Annotated in this window: 17 protein-coding genes; 6 read left to right on the forward strand and 11 right to left on the reverse strand. The window is 64.8% G+C overall.

What is annotated here, in order from left to right; all coding sequences use genetic code 11:
- Positions 1–42: 42 nt before the first annotated feature.
- Positions 43–1,743 carry a 2-isopropylmalate synthase gene (locus ACRSCF_RS06775; protein ID WP_034366346.1) on the reverse strand — a complete coding sequence of 567 codons (1,701 nt, stop codon included), beginning with the start codon at positions 1,741–1,743 and terminating at the stop codon, positions 43–45.
- Between the two features lie 296 nt (positions 1,744–2,039).
- On the opposite strand from ACRSCF_RS06775, the gene ACRSCF_RS06780 reads away from it, so the two are divergent.
- Positions 2,040–2,897, forward strand: a complete 858-nt coding sequence (locus ACRSCF_RS06780) for an AraC family transcriptional regulator (RefSeq protein ID WP_034366348.1) — start codon at positions 2,040–2,042, stop codon at positions 2,895–2,897.
- A gap of 19 nt (positions 2,898–2,916) precedes the next feature.
- On the opposite strand, the gene ACRSCF_RS06785 is transcribed toward ACRSCF_RS06780, so the two are convergent.
- Positions 2,917–3,465 (reverse strand): DUF3455 domain-containing protein, encoded by a 549-nt coding sequence (locus ACRSCF_RS06785; RefSeq protein WP_016447834.1) that lies wholly within the window; start codon positions 3,463–3,465, stop codon positions 2,917–2,919.
- Between the two features lie 304 nt (positions 3,466–3,769).
- Between ACRSCF_RS06785 and ACRSCF_RS06790 the strand changes: the two genes are divergently transcribed.
- The 5 genes from ACRSCF_RS06790 to ACRSCF_RS06810 all read left to right on the forward strand — a co-directional run bounded on the left by ACRSCF_RS06790 (position 3,770) and on the right by ACRSCF_RS06810 (position 9,497).
- Positions 3,770–4,354: an RNA polymerase sigma factor gene (locus tag ACRSCF_RS06790; RefSeq protein WP_016447833.1), complete on the forward strand. Its 585-nt coding sequence runs from the start codon at positions 3,770–3,772 to the stop codon at positions 4,352–4,354.
- Between the two features lie 37 nt (positions 4,355–4,391).
- Complete coding sequence (locus ACRSCF_RS06795; RefSeq protein ID WP_432675394.1) at positions 4,392–5,219, forward strand: anti-sigma factor; 828 nt, start codon at positions 4,392–4,394, stop codon at positions 5,217–5,219.
- Positions 5,220–5,451: 232 nt separating this feature from the next.
- Complete coding sequence (locus ACRSCF_RS06800; protein WP_017404187.1) at positions 5,452–6,390, forward strand: DMT family transporter; 939 nt, start codon at positions 5,452–5,454, stop codon at positions 6,388–6,390.
- Positions 6,391–6,432: 42 nt separating this feature from the next.
- Positions 6,433–7,746, forward strand: coding sequence for a Y-family DNA polymerase (locus ACRSCF_RS06805; protein ID WP_016447830.1), 1,314 nt, complete (start codon positions 6,433–6,435; stop codon positions 7,744–7,746).
- Between the two features lie 191 nt (positions 7,747–7,937).
- Positions 7,938–9,497, forward strand: a complete 1,560-nt coding sequence (locus ACRSCF_RS06810) for a methyl-accepting chemotaxis protein (RefSeq protein WP_046239606.1) — start codon at positions 7,938–7,940, stop codon at positions 9,495–9,497.
- A gap of 132 nt (positions 9,498–9,629) precedes the next feature.
- On the opposite strand, the gene ACRSCF_RS06815 is transcribed toward ACRSCF_RS06810, so the two are convergent.
- From ACRSCF_RS06815 to ACRSCF_RS06855, 9 genes are all read right to left on the reverse strand, one after another.
- On the reverse strand, positions 9,630–10,400 hold the full coding sequence (locus ACRSCF_RS06815) for a hypothetical protein (protein WP_016451144.1): 771 nt from the start codon (positions 10,398–10,400) through the stop codon (positions 9,630–9,632).
- A 72-nt stretch (positions 10,401–10,472) separates the two neighbouring features.
- Positions 10,473–11,456: a phosphatidate cytidylyltransferase gene (locus tag ACRSCF_RS06820; protein WP_052151694.1), complete on the reverse strand. Its 984-nt coding sequence runs from the start codon at positions 11,454–11,456 to the stop codon at positions 10,473–10,475.
- Positions 11,453–12,046 carry a lysophospholipid acyltransferase family protein gene (locus ACRSCF_RS06825; protein ID WP_016451146.1) on the reverse strand — a complete coding sequence of 198 codons (594 nt, stop codon included), beginning with the start codon at positions 12,044–12,046 and terminating at the stop codon, positions 11,453–11,455. The genes ACRSCF_RS06820 and ACRSCF_RS06825 overlap by 4 nt, the downstream gene beginning before the upstream one ends.
- 1 nt (position 12,047) lies before the next feature.
- On the reverse strand, positions 12,048–12,854 hold the full coding sequence (locus ACRSCF_RS06830; RefSeq protein ID WP_244387888.1) for a CDP-alcohol phosphatidyltransferase family protein: 807 nt from the start codon (positions 12,852–12,854) through the stop codon (positions 12,048–12,050).
- Positions 12,832–13,377 carry a hypothetical protein gene (locus ACRSCF_RS06835; RefSeq protein WP_223275191.1) on the reverse strand — a complete coding sequence of 182 codons (546 nt, stop codon included), beginning with the start codon at positions 13,375–13,377 and terminating at the stop codon, positions 12,832–12,834. Before ACRSCF_RS06835 ends, ACRSCF_RS06830 begins: the two co-directional genes overlap by 23 nt.
- Positions 13,335–18,623, reverse strand: coding sequence for an RHS repeat-associated core domain-containing protein (locus ACRSCF_RS06840; protein ID WP_279613722.1), 5,289 nt, complete (start codon positions 18,621–18,623; stop codon positions 13,335–13,337). Before ACRSCF_RS06840 ends, ACRSCF_RS06835 begins: the two co-directional genes overlap by 43 nt.
- Positions 18,623–19,555 carry a TadE/TadG family type IV pilus assembly protein gene (locus ACRSCF_RS06845; RefSeq protein ID WP_034363840.1) on the reverse strand — a complete coding sequence of 311 codons (933 nt, stop codon included), beginning with the start codon at positions 19,553–19,555 and terminating at the stop codon, positions 18,623–18,625. The genes ACRSCF_RS06840 and ACRSCF_RS06845 overlap by 1 nt, the downstream gene beginning before the upstream one ends.
- 59 nt (positions 19,556–19,614) lie before the next feature.
- Positions 19,615–20,778: a hypothetical protein gene (locus tag ACRSCF_RS06850; RefSeq protein WP_034363852.1), complete on the reverse strand. Its 1,164-nt coding sequence runs from the start codon at positions 20,776–20,778 to the stop codon at positions 19,615–19,617.
- 157 nt (positions 20,779–20,935) lie between these two features.
- Positions 20,936–21,316 carry a DUF192 domain-containing protein gene (locus tag ACRSCF_RS06855; RefSeq protein ID WP_227469496.1) on the reverse strand — a complete coding sequence of 127 codons (381 nt, stop codon included), beginning with the start codon at positions 21,314–21,316 and terminating at the stop codon, positions 20,936–20,938.
- Position 21,317: the final 1 nt, after the last annotated feature.

Raw genomic sequence — 21,317 nt, forward strand, 5'->3', positions numbered from 1 at the left:
AAGGACCGCCTCGGCGGTCCTTTTTTCCTTTCAGGCTGCGCCTCAGGCTTGGGCAGGTACGCGCCGGTTTTCCGGCTGCGCCACCACCAGCCGGCCCGCCGCATGCAGCACCGCCAGGATGGAGGCGGTCACGATGTTGGCATGGCGCCCCGCACCGAAGCGCGTGCCCGCCACGCCGGGCAGGGCGGCCTCGACGATGGCCAGCGCCGTGGCGCCGGCGCCCTGGCCCAGGCTGCGCTCCTCGTAGTGGTCTATGCGCAGCGCCACGCCCAGGTGCTGGCCGATGGCAGCGGCCACGGCGTCGATGGGACCGCTGCCATCGCCATGCAGCTGCATTCGAAGCCCGTCCGTCCGCACCACTTCCAGCGCAATGCCCTGGCCCTTGGCGCTGTCGAACAGATGGTGGCTGTGGTAGCGCCAGGGAAGCTGCCGGGGTGCGAGGTAGGTGGACTCGAACAGCTCCCACAGGTCTTCACTGGCCAGCTCGGCCTCGCTGGCGTCGGCCTGGCGCTGCACCACGGCGCTGAATTCCACCTGCATGCGCCGGGGCATGGTCACGCCATGGTCGCGCTGCAGCAGGAAGGCGATGCCGCCCTTGCCTGACTGGCTGTTGACGCGCACGATGCTGTCGTAGGTGCGGCCCAGGTCCTGCGGGTCGATGGGCAGGTAGGGGACGCGCCAGGGCGCATCGGGCCGTTGCGCCGCAAAGCCCTTGGCGATGGCGTCCTGGTGCGAGCCCGAAAACGCCGTGAACACCAGGTCGCCCACATAGGGGTGGCGCGGGTGGATGGGCAGGGCCGTGCATTCCTCCGCAATGCGCGCCACGGCGGCGATGTCCGAGAAGTCCAGTCCCGGCGCGATGCCTTGCGTGTACAGGTTGAGCGCCAGCGTCACCACATCGAGGTTGCCGCTGCGCTCGCCATTGCCGAACAGGCAGCCTTCCACGCGCTGGGCGCCGGCCAGCAGCGCCTGCTCGGCGCAGGCCACGCCCGTGCCCCGGTCGTTGTGCGGGTGCACGGACAGCACGATGTGCTCGCGCCGCTCCAGGCGGCGGTGCATCCACTCGATCTGGTCGGCGAAGACATTGGCCGTGCTCACCTCCACCGTGGTCGGCAGGTTGATGATCATGGGCCGCGCGGGGCCTGCATCCCAGGCGCGGATGGCCGCGTTGCACACGGCCAGCGATACCTCCAGCTCGGCCATGCAGAACGTCTCGGGCGAGTACTGCAGCACCCACTCGGTCTCGGGGTGGGCATCGGTCAGTTCGCGCAGCAGGGCGATGTGGTGCTCCACCATGGCGATGATCTCGGGCACCTGCATGCCGAAGACGATCTCGCGCCAGGCCGGTGCCACGGCGTTGTAGAAGTGCACGATGGCGCGCCGCGCGCCGGCCACGCTGTCCACCGTGGCGCGGATCAGGTCCTCGCGCAGCTGGGTGATGACCATGGGCGTCACGTCGGCGGGGATCAGCCCTTCGTCGATCAGGTGGCGCACGATGGCGTAGTCGGTCTGCGAGGCAGAGGGAAAGCCCACCTCGATCTCCTTGAAGCCTATGCGCACCAGCTCGTGGAACAGGCGCAGCTTGCGCTCGCGGTTCATGGGCTCGAACAGGGCTTGGTTGCCGTCGCGCAGGTCGGTGGACAGCCACACGGGCGCCTGGCTCAGCTGGCGCGAAGGCCATTGGCGGTCGGGCAGGTCGACGGCGGGGAAGGGAAGGTATCTGGACGCGGGATTCTTCAGCATGCGGGCCTCGCAGGAAACGCTGGGTATGCAGCCACCGGATCGGCCGGCAGCCCCGCTCTCCTGGCTTCCCGGTGTGGGGAAGCTGCGCCAGGCCGGGATCAGGGAGAGTCGGTGCGAAATGCGGCGCCTGCGCAGGCGCCCGGACCCCGGCCATGGGCCAGGGATGGTAGGGAGGGCGAGGGCAGGCGGTGCATGGTGCGATGGCGGTGAATCACAGGGAACGGGTGCCAGTTTGCGGGCAGGGCATTTGTCTGTCTTTATAGAATTTCTCATTTTCTCCATGGATCTGGACAAACATGCGCACTGCCGCTGAACTTCCCGCCGTGCCCTGTGGCCATGCCGGCCTGCCTGAGCTGCAGGCTGCCGCGCCCTTGCCCGTCACGGGCGTGGCCGGTGACTATCCGGCCGGGATGGAAGTGCAGGAGCACTCCCACGAATGCTGCCAACTGCTCTATGCCGTGCAGGGCGTGCTGGAGGTGCGCGCGCGCAGCGGGCGCTGGGTGGTGCCGCCCACGCGCGGCGTCTGGCTGTGCTCGGGCGTGCCGCACAGCCTGCGCATGCGTGGTGCCGTGCAGGTGCGCAGCCTGTTCGTGGATGCCCAGGCGGCGCAGGGGCTGCCGGTGGCGGACTGCGTGATCGAGGTCTCGCCGCTATTGCGCGAGCTGATCAGCGAGGTCGCGCGCTGGCCGGCGGCGCCGCAGCGTGGACAGGATGAAACGAGGAACCGGCTGGTCGTCGAACTGCTGCTGCAGGAATTGCGCCAGCCGCCTGTCGTGCCATTTCACCTGCCCTGGCCGCAGGATGCGCGCATGGCGGCTGTCTGCCGCGCGCTGGCCGAAGGCGGCCAGGCCGTGGGCCAGGGCGGTGAACGGGCTGAAAACCTGGCCGCCACGGCCGCCGACTGGGCCGCACGGCTGGCCATGGGCGAGAAGACTTTCCACCGCCATTTCCTGCAGGCCACCGGCCTGAGTTTCGGCCGCTGGCGGCAGCGCGCGCGGCTGCTGTCGTCCATGCAGGCCCTGCTGGCCGGCCGGCCCATCGTGCAGGTGGCGCTGGAGGCCGGCTATGAAAGCCACAGCGCCTATTCGCTGGCCTTCAGGCGCCAGTTCGGCATGCCGCCCTCGGCCTTCGGGGCAGGGGGCGGGCAGCCGTAGCGGCACCGGTGGCGGCGGATCAGGAAGCCTTCCAGATGATGTAGTCGGCCTGGTACTGCACCACCTGCTTTTGGCCCAGCGTGGAGCTGTTGCAGGCCATGGCCGGCGCCACGCCGCCGCGCGTGGCCACGCGCTGGATATAGGTCACGCCCTGCATGGCGCCCATGCCGGTGGCAGGTTCGGCCTTGACCAGTTGCAGGGGGATGTTGCCTGCGCTGGACGGCGCCACCGCGACCTGGGTGGCCGTGACCTTGGAGCCGTCCTGGTGCGCCCAGGTGGCGGGCGGGCCGAAGTAGCGGCCGATGACGCGGCCCTGGCGGTCCGTCAGGCGGGCATCGGGGCCGACGAAGGCCCACTCCTGCTCCATCGCCTGGTCCTTCTTGGCGCGGCACTCGTAGGTGATCTGACCGATGCCGACGGTTTCCATGGCGACCTTGTGGCCTGCGGGCACCTGCACGGCGGCCGGCAGGCCGGACTGGGAATAGCTCTTGCTCATGTCCATGGAGGAGCAGGCGCCAAGCGTCAGTGCAGCCATGGTGGCCAGGCCGAGGGGGAGGATGTAGCTCATGAGGTTCTCCAGGTCGAGGGGTTGAGGGATGTCGCCTTGGACCGCTGTCCGGGGCGCGACACACGGAATACGCAGCATGGGTGAGGTTGGATTCACCTGGGTGCAAAAAAAATTTATCCGCATCCGGTTCGCAATGTGCTGCGTATTGCCCAGTGAGAGCCGGCGCAGGCCGGCAGACCGGTACCAGACCCCCTGCAGGCCACCGATATGACCCCTGCAGCCGATTGAAGGACACGACAAGCCCCCCGGGGCGGCGACGCAACAGTGCGGGCCACGGGGCCGCCCGCTCGCCCACAATGCGTGCATGGGCACTACACCAACCGACCAAGAGCTGATGGACCTTCTGGACCGCATCGCAGCGCAGGACGAGCCCGCGCTCCGCAGCCTGTACGAGGCCACCTCGTCCCGGCTGTACGGGCTTGCGCTGCGCATCCTGCGGCACAAGGACTGGGCCGAAGACGTGCTGCAGGACAGCTACCTGCACATCTGGCGCAGCGCCTCAGGCTACCGGGGCTCGCTGAGCCCGCCGCTGGCCTGGATGGGCCTGGTGGTGCGCAGCAGGGCGCTGGACTTCCTGCGCCGGCGCCGCGCCGAACGCCTGCACCTGAACGAGGAGTTCGATGAGGCGCAACTGGCGGCCCATGGCGGCGGTAGCGATGAAAGCCAGGGCCCGCTGCAACTGGCCGAGGCCAGCGAGCAGGCGGTGGCGCTGTACCAGTGCCTGGAGCGGCTGGAAGGCCGCCAGCGCGAGGTGGTCAGCCTGGCCTACCTGCGTGACCTCAGCCACGGCGAACTGGCCGGCCAGCTGCAGTTGCCGCTGGGCACGGTCAAAACCTGGATCCGGCGCGGCCTGGAGCAGTTGCGCCGCTGCCTCTCGCGCCATGCGTGATGCAGATGACATGCTCTGAGCGGCCCAAGGATTTGCCATGAATATTTCCCGACACCCCGAACTGCTGGACCGGCTGGCCGCCGCATACGCCCTGGGCACGCTGCGCGGTGCGGCACGCCGCCGCTTCGAGCAACTGGCCCGTGACCAGGCCCCGGTGCGCGCCGCCGCCCTGCTGTGGCAGGGCCGCTGGTCGGCCCTGTCCGAAATGCAGGCTCCCGTGCGCCCCGACGATGCGGTCTGGGTCCGCATCGACAACCTGCTGCAGGCCGAAAAAGCCCGCGCCGCCCAGCCGCACCGGCGGCGCGCCGTTGATGGGCAAGGCCTGGACGAACGCGCGAAATCCGGCGTGGGCCGTGCCCTGGCCTGGTGGCGCGGCGCGGCCCTGGTGGGCGCCTGCGCCACCGTGGCGGCCGTGGCCGTGGGGCTGTGGTCGCACCAGGACCTGCGCCAAAGCGGTGAGCGCCAGCTGGCCGTGCTGCGCAACCAGCTGCAGGCCGCCCAGGTCGCGCTGCAGGCAACGCCCCAGATCCAGTACGTGGCCGTGCTGGCCGACGACAAGGCCGATGCCTCCATGCTCGTGACCTTCGACCCCGGCAAGAACAGCCTGGTGCTGCAGCGCGTGGGCGACTTCCACGAGGCCGCAGACAAATCGCTGCAGCTGTGGGCCCTGCCGCCCCAGGGCGGCCCGCAATCGCTGGGCGTGCTGGGACGCGACAAGCTCGTGAAGCTGACGGCAGCGGCCGCCGAAGTCCAGGGCGTGCCTGCCTTGGCCATCAGCCTGGAGCCCAAGGGCGGCGTGCCCAGCCAGACCGGGCCCACGGGACCGGTGCTGTTCAAGGGCGCGCTGATCCGGCGCGACCTGTAGCGCGCCGCGCAGGCCCGCTCGCCATTGGCGACGGCCGTGCTGCTGCACAACGCAGCCTGCTTGCCCTGGCCAGAGCAGGGCGCGCGTGCAGCGTTGGCTGGCCGGCCTCTGTTTCGCTGCCGGGCGCGGCAGCCTTCTCCAAGTGCGTGCGCCTGGTGCCCGACCGGCGGCTATGCTGGCCGGCACTCAGTCGCCCGCGCCATGCCGGCGGTGCCTTCCCTTTTTTGCCGACATGCTTTCTTCCCTCCAAGACCTGACCTGGCTGTGGGTGCCCGTGGTGCTGTTCGCCGCAGCCGCCCAGACTGTGCGCAATACGGCCCAGCGCTCGCTGACCTCCGAACTCGGCACCCTGCCGGCCACCCTGGTGCGCTTTCTCTACGGCCTGCCGTTTGCCGGCATCTACCTGCTGGCGCTGTACCTGGGAGGGGACGGGGCCTGGGCGCTGCCCCGGTTCTCCTGGGCCTACCTGGGCTGGATCGCGCTGGGCGCCTTCTTCCAGGTAGCGGCCACGGCGGCCTTGCTGCTGGCCATGAAGGAGCGCAACTTCGCCGTGGCCGTCACCCTGTCCAAGACCGAGGTGCTGCAGGTCGCCCTGTTCGCAGGCCTCTTCCTGCACGAGCTGCCCACGGCCGTGGCCCTGCTGGCCATGGCGCTGGCCACCTTGGGCGTGCTCATCCTGTCGCTGCCGCCGCGCGGCCAGATGCTGTCGCTGTCGGCCTGGGCCAGCCGCTCGGCGCTCTACGGCCTGGCCTGCGGTGCCTGCTTTGCCATCGCCACCGTGGGCTACCGGGGCGGCGCCGTGGAACTGGCGCGCCTGGGCGAGATATCTCCCTGGCTGTCGGGCGCCTGGGGCGTGCTGATTGCCCAGCTCATGCAGACCCTGGGCCTGGGCGCTTGGATTGCGCGCACCCACGCGCAGGGCCTGCGCCCCATCTTCCGCGCCTGGCGCGTGTCGCTGCTGGCCGGCGGCATGGGCGCGGCCGCCTCGCTGGCCTGGTTCACCGCCTACGCCCTGCAAGGCGCCGCGCCCGTGCGCACGCTGGGCATGGTCGAGGTGGTGTTCAGCTACATCGTCTCGCGCCGCGTGCTCAGCGAAAGCCTGAGCCGCCAGGAGAAGATCGGCATGGCTCTGATGGTGCTGGGACTGGTCCTCATCTGCCTGCAGGGATGAATGGTCCAGGGCCTGTGGGAACAAGCCCTGCAGGCTGTATGAATGCACAGTTGCCGCAATAATGGCGGCGTGCCTGAAACGACACCCACGACACCCGCAAGCCCTGCCGATGCTGCGCCTGCGCGCCGCATCGCCCACCTGGACATGGACGCCTTCTATGCCTCGGTGGAGCTGCTGCGCTATCCGCAGCTCAAGGGACTGCCCGTGGTCATCGGCGGCGGGCGCCGCGCGCATGACGAGGCGCTGGATGCGCGCTACGCCGGGCGGCTGCACGAGATTCCGGTGGACGAGTTCTCGCGCCTCAAGGACTACGTCGGCCGGGGCGTGATCACCACGGCCACCTACCCGGCGCGCCAGTTCGGCGTGGGGTCGGCCATGGGCATGATGAAGGCCGCGCGCCTGTGCCCCCAGGCCATCATGCTGCCCGTGGACTTTGCCGAGGTGCGGCGCTTCTCGCGCATGTTCAAGGAGATCATCGTCTCCATCGCCCCGCTGATGGAGGACCGCGGCGTGGACGAGGTCTACATCGACTTCACCGACGTGCCTGGCGGCCAGCGCGAAGGCGGGCGCGTGCTGGCTCGGCTGATCCAGAAAACCATCACCGACGCCACGGGCCTGACCTGCTCCATCGGCGTGGCCCCCAACAAGCTGCTGGCCAAGATGGCCAGCGAATTCAACAAGCCCAACGGCATCTCCATCGTCCAGCCCGAGGACCTGCAGACCGTCATCTGGCCGCTGGCCTGCCGCAAGATCAATGGCATAGGCCCCAAGGCCGACGCCAAGCTGCAGGCGCTGGGCATACGGACCATCGGCGAGCTGGCCGCGCAAAGCCTGCCCCAGCTCGTGCAATGGTTTGGCCGCGCCTACGGCAACTGGCTGCATGGTGCCTCCTGGGGCCGTGACGACCGGCCCGTGGTCACGCACAGCGAGCCCGTCTCCATGAGCCGCGAGACCACCTTCGAGCGCGACCTGCACGCCGTGCGCGACCGGGCCGAACTGAGCGCCATCTTCACCGACCTGTGCGAACGCCTGGCCCAGGACCTGCAGCGCAAGGGCTACATGGGCCGCACCGTGGGCATCAAGCTGCGCTACGACGACTTCAAGACCGCCACGCGCGACCACACGCTGGAGCTGCCCATGGCCGATGCCGCCACCCTGCGCCGCGCCGCAGGCCAATGCCTCAAGCGCGTGCCCCTGGCCAAGCGGCTGCGCCTGCTGGGCGTGCGCGTGGGCAACCTCGTTCGCACGGCCGACTGGAACGCCACCGCCCACGACCCGCTGGCGCGCGAGCAACTGCTCAGGGGACCGGCCCAGCCCGCGCCGGACAGCGATCCCTTTACACCTCAACTGTTCTGAATCATCACCACAAATCTGGCGCACACGCTGTAAAACCATGCACCAGTTCCGAGCATGGGACTGAGGTTGCCGTGCTGTGAGATGATTTGGAAATGTGAATTTGTGTTTCCGTTTGATGGATTCCGGTGGCTTCAGAGCGCTTCGCCTTGCCATTTCACAAGAACAAGAGACATCCCAAAGGAGTGGTACCCATGCGCGTGAATTTGCCCGTCAGCCAGCTCAACTACGACTTTCCGGGCGATGAGCTGCTGGTATCCGTCACCAACACCAAGGGCGAGATCACCCATTGCAACCCTGCCTTCGTGCGGGTCAGCGGCTATACCTACGAGGAACTGATCGACCAGCCGCACAACCTCATCCGCCACCCGGACATGCCGGCCGCCGCCTTCAAGGACATGTGGCGCACCATCGCCCACGGCTACCCGTGGACTGCCCTGGTCAAGAACCGGCGCAAGAACGGCGACCACTACTGGGTGCGCGCCAACGTCACGCCCATCATGGAAGGCGGCCGGCCGCGCGGCTACCTGTCGGTGCGAACCAAGCCCCGGCCGGACGAGATCGAGGCCGCCGAAGCCCTCTATGCCCGCATGCGCGCCGAAGCCGATGCCGGCCAGGAAACCCTGCGACTGCGCGGCGGCGAACTGCGCCGCCTGGGCCTGGCCGGGCTGTGGGACCGCCGCAGCGACCTGGGCCTGACAGCCCGCATGGCACTGATGCTGGGCGGCGTGGGCCTGGCGGCCATGCTGCCCGACCTGCTGGGCTGGCAGGGCGCCGCAGCCTGGGGCACGCGCCTGGCCGCCTTGCTGGCGGGTGGCAGCTTTGTGCTGTGGCGCTTCCAGCAGCGCTGCGTGGCGGGCCTGGAGCAGGCCAGCGGCTTTGCCGCCGACATTGCCAGCTGCCAGCTGGGCACTGACATGCAGCACGACTACAGCGGCCCCATGGGCGCCCTGATGCAGCGGCTGCAGCAGATCCAGATCAACCTGCGCGCCGTGGTCGGCGACGTGCGCACCGAAATGCGCGGCTTTGCCACGACGGCCCACGAGATCGCCCAGGGCAGCTTCGACCTCGCGCAGCGCACAGAATCCCAGGCCACCAGCCTGCAGCAGACGGCGGCCTCGATGGAAGAGATATCGGGCACCGTCGCACAGACCGCCGACACGGCCCAGCTCATGGCCCATGAAAGCGACCAGAGCCGCCAGGTCGCCGGCAAGAGCGGCGCCGCCATCCAGGAAGTGGGCGCTGCCATGGAGCACATCCGCGGCTCCTCGCGCCGCATGGGCGAGATCATCGGCGTGATCGAGAGCATTGCCTTCCAGACCAACCTGCTGGCCCTGAATGCCGCCGTCGAAGCGGCACGCGCAGGCGAGCAGGGCCGCGGCTTTGCCGTCGTGGCCGGCGAAGTGCGGGCCCTCGCCCAGCGCAGCGCCTCGGCCGCCAAGGAAATCAGCGGCCTCATCAACCGCACCGTGGACGGCATCAACGATGGCAACGCCCGCATGGACGCCGCAGGCCGCACCATCGACGGCATGGTCGACGCCGTGGGCCGCGTCAGCGACCTGGTCCACCAGATCAGCATCGCCACGCGCGAACAATCCGTAGGCATCGCCCAGGTCAACGACGCCGTGGCCCAGCTCGACTCCGTCACCCAGCAAAACGCCGCCCTGGTCGAGCAATCGGCCGGCGCGGCGGGCTCGCTGCGCGCCAGCGCCCAGTCGCTGGAGCGGTCGCTGGAGGTGTTTACGTTGAGGTGAGGGGGAGGGGCCGGTAGGAGGGGGCCTGCTTGGGCAGCCCACGGTCAACGCTGTGGCCGTTGCATGTAGGCCCTGCAATATTTTGGTGGTTCGAAAGCGAGGGCCCCCGCATTGAATGATGCTTTTTTGAGTCTATCGGCAATTTATGCCTTTACTTGTGAACGCGATATTTAATTTTTCACCTGATGGAGTGAATTTAATTTTCTGATCTGCAACGTCCAAGGTAAATTCTTGATTTTTGTGGACTGCCGGGATGGTTATTGTCTTATCGAAGCCCTTGGCAATAACTCTTAGTTGCTCTGGAATCACCGGTAAGCTACCTCTTACTTCAAGTGGAATGAATAGTTCGGATGGCCATCCAATGACGATTCTTTTTTGTAAATTTGATTTACTTTTATCGATATATTCAAATTCATAGTATTTCTGTGTAATGTCTAATATGTGTGACGAATGATCGAGTATTCGCTTTAAGTCATATTTATCCCAAGGGATAATGATAAGTGTCAAGGGGTCTATGCTGGGTATGAACACTCTTGCTGGATAAAAATATCTATCAGTGCCAACAAATGTCTTTCTGGTGAAAATCCATTTTTCTTTTGGTATGGCTTGAGCCAGCAGTTTATCTGCATCTTTAAATATTTTTTCAATGTCATACATCTGGCTTGAAGATGACATTCCGTTGGAACAGTTTTCCTTTGAAAAATATGCTGAGTCACCATAGCCTCCAGACTTGCACCAATGACATTGGTTGATTTTATGCTGCGCTTCTACAAGCTGTCCCTTTGCGTAGGGTGGGTCCTTGAATCCATCATAAGGTCTCCAGATTCCACAGCCGGAAACCAGCGCAGAAGAAAATATCGCTATAGCATAGGAAATTAATTTTTGGGCAATAATATTTCTCATAATTGATATGTGTTTTTTGAAATGAGTATAAACAATTAAGATGATGATATATAGATCGATGGTCTGTCGAATTCATGCATAGGCATAGCGCACAACATGAAAGAAGACGGGGGCAGAGAACACCACTGAATCCAGGCGATCCAGCATGCCCCCATGGCCTTGAATCATCTCGCCCCAATCTTTCGCTTTCAGGCTGCGCTTGACGGCTGACAGGGCCAGACCTCCCAGAAAACCGCACAGCACGATCAATAGGGAGAGCAGTCCTGATTCAACCGGTGTGAAAGGCGTGATCCACCACAATCCCATTCCCACCAATGCCGCACTCAGGCCACCTCCTATCAGGCCTTCCACGGTTTTCGACGGGCTGACCTGGGGGGCGAGCAGGTGCTTGCCAAACAGCTTGCCAAACACATATTGCAGGACATCGCTCAACTGCACGACCAGCAGCAGATAAAGCAGCAGCATCAGGCTCTTGCCTTCGTAACCAGGGATCTGCAAGAGCATCAGCGCCGGAGCATGGCTCAGGCAATACACCGTGAGCATCAGGCCCCATTGGACCTTGGCACTGCGCGCCAGAAAATCCGTGGTATCGCCTGACAGTGCAGACACCGCAGGCAGCAGCAAAAAGGCATAGACAGGAATGCAGATGGAGAACAGGCCATACCAGTCCGTGCCGATCAGCCAGTACTGCAACGGGATCGCTACATAAAAGCAAAGACACAAGGCAAGATGGTCTCCGTGCCGCGTCGGCGTCAGCGAGATGAATTCGCGCAGCGCAAAAAACGAGAGCATTCCGTATAGCGCCAGCGTGACGGGTTTGCCCAGCAAGAAGCTGATGACCAGAATCGCGACCATCAGCCACCAAGACCGTATGCGTGCGTTGAGGTTCTGGACCACTGGCCCGGGGCGGTAAAGCGACAAGGCCGCGCCTGTGGCGCTGGCCACGGAAAGCAGCCCCAGCAGGGAAACGAAGATCCACCAGAAGCTGTCGGGCACACGTGCGTTGGTGGCGACCACCAAAGAGGCGGGAAGGTAGTCCTGGAATGGAGTGCTCATGCCATGCTCTCCACTGCGGCGCGGGCGCGTTCCAGAAAATCCAGCCGGCTCTCGCCAGGCTGCAGTTCAACGGGTGGCCCGAACCATGCGGTGCAGATCAGCGGCAGAGGCACCACACTGCCTTTGGGCAGGCAGCGGCGCGCATTGTCCAGATAGACGGCAATGAACTCCACTTGAGGAAAACGTCGGGCCAGGTGGTAGAGGCCGGACTTGAATGGCTGGGGCATGGTCTCCTGATGGCGCGTGCCTTCGGGAAAGAGGATCAGTGAATCACCACGCTCCAGTGCCTCATACAGCGGCTGCAACGGATCTTGCTCGGGTTGGGCGCGGTGGCGGTCTATCAGCACGGCATTGAAGCCGCGCAAGGCCAGCAGGCTGTGCAATCCACGTCCCCAGTAGTCCCGGGCGGCTACCGGCCGGGTACGGGCGCGCAAATGGCGTGGCAGTGCTGCCCATAGTGCTACCGTGTCCAGATGGCTGGCGTGATTGGCAAAGTAGACGCGTTGGCGCGACTGTGGGCTTGAGCCCTGCCAGCGCGGATAGGCGCCAATGAAAATCCGTGCCGATGCGGCAAGCAGGTGCGGCAGCATCTCAGTCCCCTTTCAACAGCCTGGCGATCGCCTGGGTGCGGGCCACACAGGTCAAGAGCGCTCCGAGTGCTATGCCCCAGGCTGCAGTGCCCAGAATGAGGCTAGCAACTTCGTGGCCCAGCAGGCCCAGGCCTGCGGCCAAAAGGCAGGCCGCTGTCAGCACCGCCATGCGATGCTGCTTGGCCATCGGGCCGCGAAAATCCTGTTCCAGACCCAGGCTGGCGCCCGTTAACCGCACATAGGCGGTCAATGCAGCTAGCAGGGCGCCCAACCATCCCAGCCAGGACTGCCCAGCTGCAGTGCCCAGGCCCAGCAGCAGCAGCGAATCTGCTATCCGATCGGGAAACTCGTTGTAGAGCGTGCCGGTTGGGGTTTGCTTGCCCCCTTCCACGGCCACCATGCCATCCAGCAGATTGCACAGCAGACGCAATTGCACACAGGCTGCGCAGCCAAGCCACCCCATGGGCGTCGGCATCCACACCAGCATGGCAGCGCCTGCTCCTGCAAACAGAACACTGAACACAGAGATCTGGTTGGGCGTGATCGCACACCGCGCCAGCGCAGAGCTCAATGCCCGCGCCCAGCCATGCTCCCGGGCGGCGATGGGGCGACGATGCATGGTGGGTGGCTCTGCTGCAGTCTCGAGCATACCGTTGTCCGAGCTGGCTCTGACATGGCTGTTGCAGGCCTGTCTTACGGGGTTTGCATCCATATCGTCATGGATGGGCTGGAGTTTATTTTCCTGCATATGTCCCTTGTTGAATGTTCTGAGTAATTGCTTCTGTTTAGCGCCACTTATAAGGTTCAACGGTGATTTCCACCTTGTCATCTCGAAATATGACAATCATTTTTAACTGAGTGTTCTCCCGGTCTGCTTGGACTTTTGCGATGAGCTCTGGGGTCAGAATGGGAGTCAGGTCTACGCGCTGTACGTAATGGGGATTGGTGGCCCAGAGTTTTCTATAGATTTCACGATTTTCCTTTGAATATCTTTCATTGTCTGGAGTATTTTTTGACCAAGCTAGAAACTCCTCACTATGAAGAACCCATTCTGCCTCTACAGATTTCGGCACTCCGCCTTTAATGTCTCCTGGCATGAAGCTCATATTTGCGCCACCTCCACCAGGGCCAAGATAGCCAGGTATTGGTCCTCGTTTTTCGTCAAAATCAAATCTTCTGGTTACCAGCGGGCGAGAGCCTTTATTGTAAAATTTCAGCGATAAGCCGAAGCCTGGCTTCCGATGCGCACAACCAATCAGAGAGGATGCGATTGTCGAGCAGAAATAGACTATTGCAGTGCGACGGTAAGACCATAGTTTTCTTTGAGCCATTGGGTGTACTCCTTCATGTTGATGTCTCCGGTGATTCGGGAAACTCCATCTGAATCCATTCCCGGTCTGGTTCTGTAAATGATGAATCGTTGACTTTCTTCATGACTCATGCCGCCAGGGCTAAGCTTTTTCCTGGGGATACAGTCTTTTGATCTTCCATTGTTATCTCTTGTGCAAAAGGCGCTGTCATCTGGTGGATCTGAGTAGATGTAGCTTTTATCGTGGAGAACTGGCTCTGTTACCTTTCCCCAAGCCTCATTGCCAATTTCATCCCATTTTTTCATTTTCAAACCGCTTTCCTTTGCCTTCTCAGCGATCCAGTTCAACGCCACATTAGATAAGTCTCCAGTCCCAAAGCTGCCGCCAATATCCGCATGGCTGCCTATGAATCCGAGTTGAGTTCCTCGGTTTATGCCCTCTCCTGGGAACAGGTAGCGATGCTCATTGAGTGCTACTGCGTGGAAAACATGCCGCACTTCAGAAGGAATGGCCAGTTGCCATTGATCATTGTGCAGTCCATTTGCGCCAAATTGCGCCACTGTGTCCCACAATCCCAAAAAATTTAGCTCCATGCACTCGGATTTCTCTTTCCAATGCTGTTCTTTGATGCGGGTGGCAACCCGGTTCGCAAAGTCCCGGCCCATGGCTGCACCACGGCTGAAACCCACGATATCGATGCTGACCTTTTTGCCATCTGCAAACGTATGCTCCTCCAGGAATTCATCCAGATTTTTCAGCATATGGTCCACACGCGCACGTGCGGTAGTTGCCACTTTGTAGTCATTTTTTGGTGCGATGATTTTTCCCTCCTTGTCATCGCGGCCCACTCCGTTCATGTACCATTTCTCCCCGTTTGATTTTTCGTCATACGCCAAATAAAACTTGTAGACGTTGGACAAAGTATCGCCCTCGGGCGGTGGATTGGAATTATTGGTCCCATCAAACGCAAACAGAATCAACCCCTCCGGATCCACATACCGCAGCGGATTGCCCCGCACATAGCTGTAGGGATTGGGCCCATCCGGCGTGCCCAGCGGGTCGGGTGTGAGGTATTGGCCCCGGTCCGGGTCGTAGTAGCGGTGCAGGTTGTAGTGCAGCCCGGTTTCGGCATCGTGGTACTGGCCCGGCAGGCGCAGCGGCATTTCAAAGCCGGGCTCCGATGCCTTGGACAGCACCTGCTGCCGGCCAAACGCCGTGTAGCGTGCACGCCAGATCAACTGGCCTTGCGTGTCGGTGGCCGCTTCCACGGCACCCAGGTGGTTGGTGTGCAGCCAGGCCAGGCGTTCGCCGCCGCCCACCCAGCGGCCCGCGATGGTGCCCAGGTCCTGCACGATGCGCCCCAGCGTGCCGGGGCCATCCGCAGGCTTGCGGCCTTGGGGCGTGTCGATGACGGCCAGGGGCCACTGGCCTAGGTGGATGTACTGGCGCGTGATGTGGCCCTGGGCATCGAGTTCGGCGCTGAGTTGGCCGGATTCGTAGAGGTACGCCCGGCTGCCTCCTTGGGCCTTGCCGGTGTGCTTGGTAATGCGCTCGCCCCGGTGGTTGTAGCGGTAGCGGGCCAGCGAGGCGCCCTGTTCGCTGACCTGTTCCAGCCGCCCCAATGCGTCCCAGCGGTAGCTGCGCGGGCCTGCCTGCAGGGGCTGGCCGTTGGCGTTGTACTGGGTGCGTTGCGTGGTTGTGTCTTTCTGGTCCGCTGCACGCTCGGCACTCCAGCGGTGGCTGCCTGGCAGGTAGGCGATGGCCCGCGTGCCCGCCTGCAGATCGCCGGAGGCCACGTTCTGCTGGTCCAGGGTGCGCCTGCCGGCCTCGTCATAGTGGTAGCGGCTGGAGCGCAGTTCCTGGCCAGTGCGCTGGACCTGGACGATCAGGCGGTCGTGCATGTCGTAGGCATGGCTGTCCTGGTGCAAAGTCTGCGGGGCTTGGCTGTAGTGGTCCTGGCGCAGCAGCAGGTTGCCTTGGCTGTCCCACAGGTAGCGCTTGTCCAGCAGGGCTTGGGGGTCGGTGGGCTGGCCCAGGGCTCCCGGCTGGTCGGGCGCCGGTTCGGCTGTCGTTTGCGCGGCAGTTGCTGCAGTGGCCTGTGCCTTGGCTTGCATGGGCTCGGCCGCATGGGCCGGGGTCAGGCCTAGCAGTTGCTCTGCAATGTCGGTGGGCCGGGCACCCAGCATCCAGTCATGGGATGTGCCAGAGGCAGTGCGTGTGTTGTTCTTGCCGGTCTGGCGGTAGACGATGCGCGCCAGCAGGCCTTCGCGGCTGCGCTGATAGCGGGCCTCGATGCCGTTGCCTGCCTGCCAGCTGCGCAGTCCCACCAGGTCGCGCTCGAATCCGGTGGCAATGGTTTGCGCCGGGCTGAGCCAGCGCAGCCAGGGAGTGCGCACGCGCTGCCGCTGCAGGCCGGTGATCTGGCCATGGCCGTCGCGCAGGTAGTGCAGCCAGCTGCCGTCGGGAAGGCTGGCGGCGGAGAGTCTGCCGTGGCTGTCGTATTCGTAGTGGAGGGTGTGGTGCTGGCTGCTCTCCCCGCTTTCACCGTTTGCACCGCTTTCTTCATGGCGGGTGATGCGCTTGCGCACGCGCAGGCCCCTGTCGTTGTATTCGTAGGCCTCGCTTTGCTCGGGATGCTCCAGCGCCACCAGCCTGGGGCCCTGGTAGCGCCAGCGGGTGGTGGTGGTGCGTGGCCGCGTGCCATCTTGCGGCAGTTGCGTGATGGTTTGGCGCAGGATGCGGCCGCGCAGGTCGTATTCGTAGCGCGCCTGCTGGCCCAGGGCGTCGCGGCCCGAGACCAACCGGTCGGTGGCGTCGTAGCCGCGAATGCTCAGGCCGCTGTCGGGGCTGAGGGTGGCGACGCTGCGGCCGAAGTCGTCGTAGAACTGGCGTGCCTGCGGTGCAGTTTCAGTGCCGGCCTTGTCTGCGGCGGATGGCGGCTGCTCTGGCGCGCCGGGCTGGTAGGTCTGCACCTGGGCCATGAGGCGGCTGCCGTCATCGGCGCGGCCACCGTAGCGACCGGACTGCAGCAGGCGGCTTTCCGTGTCGTAGCGGTGCTGTGTGAAGCTGCCTCGGACATCGGCGCTCCACAGCAGGCGGCCCAGGGCGTCATGGTGCTGGCGGGTCTGGGCCGCATAGGCGGCATTGCCCGTCTTGTCCCCGTTGCCGGGCCAGCCGCCGGTGCCGGTTTCCGTGAGGTGGCCCAGCGCGTCGTAGCGCCAGCTTTGCTCTTGCAGCACGCTGGCGTCGGGGGCCAGGCTGCGCATGGCCACCAGTCGGGCCTGGGCGTCGTGGCGCAGTTCGGTGCGCCAGCCCGTTTCGTCCTCCTTGGCCGAGGGATCCCGGCTGTGCATCTGGATGATGCGCCCGGCCTTGTCATGCTCCAGCGCCACGGCGGTGCCATCGGGCTGCAGCACGCGCGTGACGTGGCTGCCGCTGCGGTCCCAGCGCAGCCGCGTGAGGTCGTTCTGCGCCGGGCTTCCGTCGTCATAGCCTGCCAGCGAGGTGGGCAGCGGCCCGTCGATGTCCACCAGCACGCTGCGGCCGTTGATCTCGGTGTAGCGGTAGCGCGTGCTGCGTTCGATGGGCGTGGCGCCGTCCGCATTGCCTGCGGGCTGGCCCTGGGCATCCAATGGGCTGAAGCCCGTCTCGGTGATCTGCAGCGGCTGGCGGCTGCTGTTGTAGCGGATGCGGATCTGGTGTTCGCGCCCGGGCACGACGCTGGGCCGGGCGATGAGTTCGGGCGCGTATTGCTTCCAGGGGTCCTTGCCGTAGCCGTAGCGCACCTGCAGCTGCGGGGCCCGGGCTTGGCCTTGTGTGTAGGCGATGCGGTACACGGCCAGCGGGCGGCCGAAGGGGTCCAGCTCGGTGCGCGTGCCTTCCAGCGGGCGGCCTGCGGGATCGAGCCGCGTGGCGTCGGTCAGGCGCCCTTGCGCGTCGTACCGGTAGCGCATGTCGCCGGGGCCGCAGCTGGCGCAGCCCGGGCCGCGCACTTCAAGCAATCGCCATTGCCCGCCAATGGTGTCGTAGTGGTAGGTGGTTGTTTGCCCAAGGCTGTTGGTGAGGGTGTTCTTCCAGGGCTGGCTGAGGTCCAGGGTGACTTTTTCCTGCTGGCTGTCCGGCGGGCCGCGCACGCTCAAGATGGCGCGGCCGGTGTCGCCGTAGGCGTAGCTGGCGATGCGCTCGTCCATGGGCTTGCCGTCGCTGCCCTGGCCCTGGACGCTGATGCCCGTGAGCAAGGTGGGGTGGCGCGGGTCCTCATAGTGGTAGTGGCGCTGGACCGGGGCTTGGCCATCGGCCGATGGGAGGCTGACCTGCACGAGGCTGGCGTTCAGCTTGGCCTGGGGCTGGGTGCTGCCGGGCAACGGTGCGCTGCCGTGGCGGTAGTCGATGCGGCCCAGCGGGGTGTCGATGGCCTGCACGCCGGTGAAGCTGCCCTCGCCCGAAGCTTGGGCGTAGTGCAGGCGCAGGCTGCGGCCCTGCGGGTCGGTGACCTTGAGCAGGCGGTTGCCCTTGGCGTTGTAGTCCAGGCGGACCTGTTCGCCCGAGGGCAGGCTGATGCGGGTCAGGCGCCCCCGGTGGTTGAAGCGCAGCTCGCGCCCGTCCATCCATTGCCAGGTGTAGTGCCGTTCCTGGCCGGGCTTGGTTTCCTTGGTGCCCTTTGTATCCGGGCCTTCGATGCGCACGATGCCGTTGCCCGGCTGCTCGCTGGCGCACAGGCTGGGGTGCTCGCGCAGCTTGCTGAAGATGATGCGGGTGCCGTCGGCCTGCACGATCTGCAGGTTGGTGGGGTGGTCGTACAGGCGGGCCTCGTAGCTGAGCAGCCAGCCGCGGCCGAGCAGGCCTGGCGGCACGTAGGCCCGGCTGTAGCTGCTGTTGTAGTGGCGCACGACTTCCAGGCCGAGCAGGCCGGGCAAGGCGGGCATGTCCACTTCGCGCTGGTATTTGTTGCCGTTGATGAGGTGGATGGGGTTGCCTGCGCCCTGGTGGGTGCTGCTGGAGTTGCCCTGGGTGGCGGGGCCGGCGCCGCCGCAGGGGCTGCCGCCGGGCGTGGGGGTGCAGGTGCCGCCGCCCGAGCCGCCACCGCCACCGCCGAGGTCGATGCCGCCGCCCGTGCCGGGGGCGCAGCTTTGCACGGTGGGGTCGCATTTGCTGGAGCCGCCGCCCAGGTTGGGGGTGGCGGCTGCGGGGGAGGCCTGGGCCAGCAGTGAGGCGATGCACAGCAGGGCGCTGCCCAGCAGGGGGGTGAGATGGGGTCTATTCAACATCATGCGTCTCCCGTGCAGTTGGGGCAGTCAGCCCCTTTACAGTCGTTGTCGTTTCCATCTCCATTGCCTCCATCTCCATTTCCATCTCCTCCATCTCCGGTGCCATCGCCGCCGTCGTCTTCATCGCCCTCATCGCCCGGCCCCGGCGGCCCGACCGTGGTGCAGCCCACGGTTTCGCAATCGGGCGGTTCACCGGGTTCCGATGTATCGGGCTGGCCTGGGTCCTGCGGATTGCCCTTGTTGCCTGTGTCGGGGATGGATACCGTGGCATCGCTTTGCATGGCGTCGCTTTGCATGTGCAAGGTGGCCTGCGCGACGATGGGCAGTCGACCGTGCTGGATGAGTTCGGTGTGGAAGGGGTCGCTGCCGTCGTCCAGCCAGCGCAGGTAGTGCTGGTAGATGCCGCGCACCAGCGGGATCTTGAGTTCGTAGCCGTGGGTGACGCGGATCTTGAGCAGGTTGGCGTCCTGCACGCTCTGGCCCGACTTGCTGCCAATGTCTTTTTTGTCCCGGTGCGCCAGGCCGGCGTTGGGGATGGCGGGCACGCCATATTTCTCTTTCAGGTGGGGCTCGCTCCAGTCCTCGAAGCTCTCGCGCGTGGGGTTGATGAGGTCGATGCGCAGGTGGTCTTTAAGGTCGGCCTTGGCCTTGGCCTTGGCATCCGCCAGTTCGGTGCTGTTGCTGCCACCGCCATACAGCGGAACTATGGCGCGCAGATAGGCCTCGCGGATATCGTCCATGCGCGCATGGGCCATGGTGCCCGCGCGGGCGGCCATGAAGCTGGCGTGATTGATCTGGTTCTTGTTGAAGAAAACCAGGCCGTACTGCAGCAGGGCCAGCCCCAGCAGGGTGATGATGGGGCCGACCACGGTGAACTCGACCATGGCGCTGCCGCGCTGGCGCGGCCTGCGGAATGAGGTGCTCTGGCGCATGAGGATGCCTGCAGGTTTGCGGCCGGCGGACGGGCTTGTATCCACCCGCTGGCCATGCTTCAGGGCCTGTTTGGGTGTGGCAGGGGGATGTGGATGGGCACGTCCGGTCCGGCCTTGTCCTTGCGCATCAGCATCAATTGCATGGTGCCCTGGGGGCCGGCGCCGAGGATGTGGATGATCTCGGCCTGCTTGCCGGTGATTTCGCCTTCGAGGCCATCGAGGGTGTAGTCCTGCCGGGTGAGGGGTGTGTCGGGCCGTGGAGCATCTGCGCGGACGTCGCTCGCAGGGCCTTCCAGCACGACGTTGATGCGTTGGCTGCGCGAGTCAGGGATCAACTGCGAGTTCACAAACGTCAGCTCTGGCACTTCCATCACTGTGCGCCTCTGGCTTTTGGGGTCTGTGTAGTCGATCTTTACGCCAGTGAGCTTGCCCGTGGCCGTATTGAATTCCGCCTCGTAGTTGACGCCGGTGTCCAGTATGTCGGTGGTGTACGGGTCCAGCCGTTGTGCCGTGCCGGCCAGCGTGCTGACACTGCCGATATAGGTCACGGTCGGCTCGCTCGGCGCCTGGCTCTGGTCGGTGAGCAGTCTGATGGCGGAAATCCAGTTGGTGTTTTCGCTGCGCATGTTGGGCATGCGGCCGACCATGCTGAGGTTCTGGCCTTCCGAGAAGGTGGTGCCCCAGATGCCTTCCTCGTGCTGTTCCGGTGGTCCTACGAGGAAGATGACGCCTGCATCGCCGCTGATGTTCTTGTAGTGGCTCTGGCCTGCCTCCGGGTAGTGCGTGACCTGCGGGTACTGCCTGCCCTGCACGATGAAGGTGTTGCGCCCTACCTGGAAGTCGCGCCTTGCCATGCCGTAGGAGCTGTAGATGAAACTGCTTTCGATGGCCTGGCCCGGCTGCTGGCTGTAGGTGAGTGTGGTGTTGTGGATCACACCCATGCCGCTGAAATCGATTAACGACGTTTGTGCATCGGGATCGGTGATGAGTTTGATCAGGTCAGACTCCTCAATGGCCGATGAGGTGGGTTGCAGACAGTTGCCCGTGCTGCTGAGTTTGGTGCACAGCGGGCCTGAGGGGGCGATGAAGACGCCGGAACTGGCGGTGCCTCCGGGGCCTGGGTCTCCCGCGCCGCCTTCGTTGCCGGAGCCGCCACCGCAGGCGGTCAGGGCCAGGCCAGCGGCGCAGGCCAGTAGCCAGGATGAAGGGTGTGTCAGCCGCATGTGCGTGGCACCGTGGTCTGTGGGAGAGGTGATGGATGGATGGTGCATGTCCGTCGGTTTTTCAATGCGTAGTGGAGGAAGGCCGGCAGGGCCGGCTGGCAATTCACTTTGGTGTGTTCTGGGCAATGCGTTGTGTGGGCACCTCCTCGGCGTTGCATTAGGAGTTGGACCCGTCAGGGGTGAAGGCGCAGACGTTCAGCGCAGCCCCGGCACCTTCGATGGGCCAGGGCTGCAACTGCATGCCCGGCACCAGGCCCTGGCAGGCGATGGCACCTGCACGCATCTCCAGCACATGGGCGCTGCCGCGTCCGCCCCGGCTGAAGCGCCAGGGGTCAACGCCAGGGCGCAGGCCGGTGATGCGGCCCTGCCGGTCGAGGTAGACGATGTCGATGGCCTGCCGCATGAAGCATGTGTGCACGCTGGTGCAGCGCGCGATGAGCAATGCGCAGCGGGCGGCGGGTTGGGCCTGGCCCATGAGGCCGGCAAGGCGCTGCCAGAAGCCGCAGGCCTGGCGCACCAGGAAGGGGGAGGGCGGCATC

It is taken from the genome of Delftia sp. 11MD, assembly GCF_050907895.1.
Lineage (GTDB): Bacteria > Pseudomonadota > Gammaproteobacteria > Burkholderiales > Burkholderiaceae_C > Comamonas > Comamonas tsuruhatensis.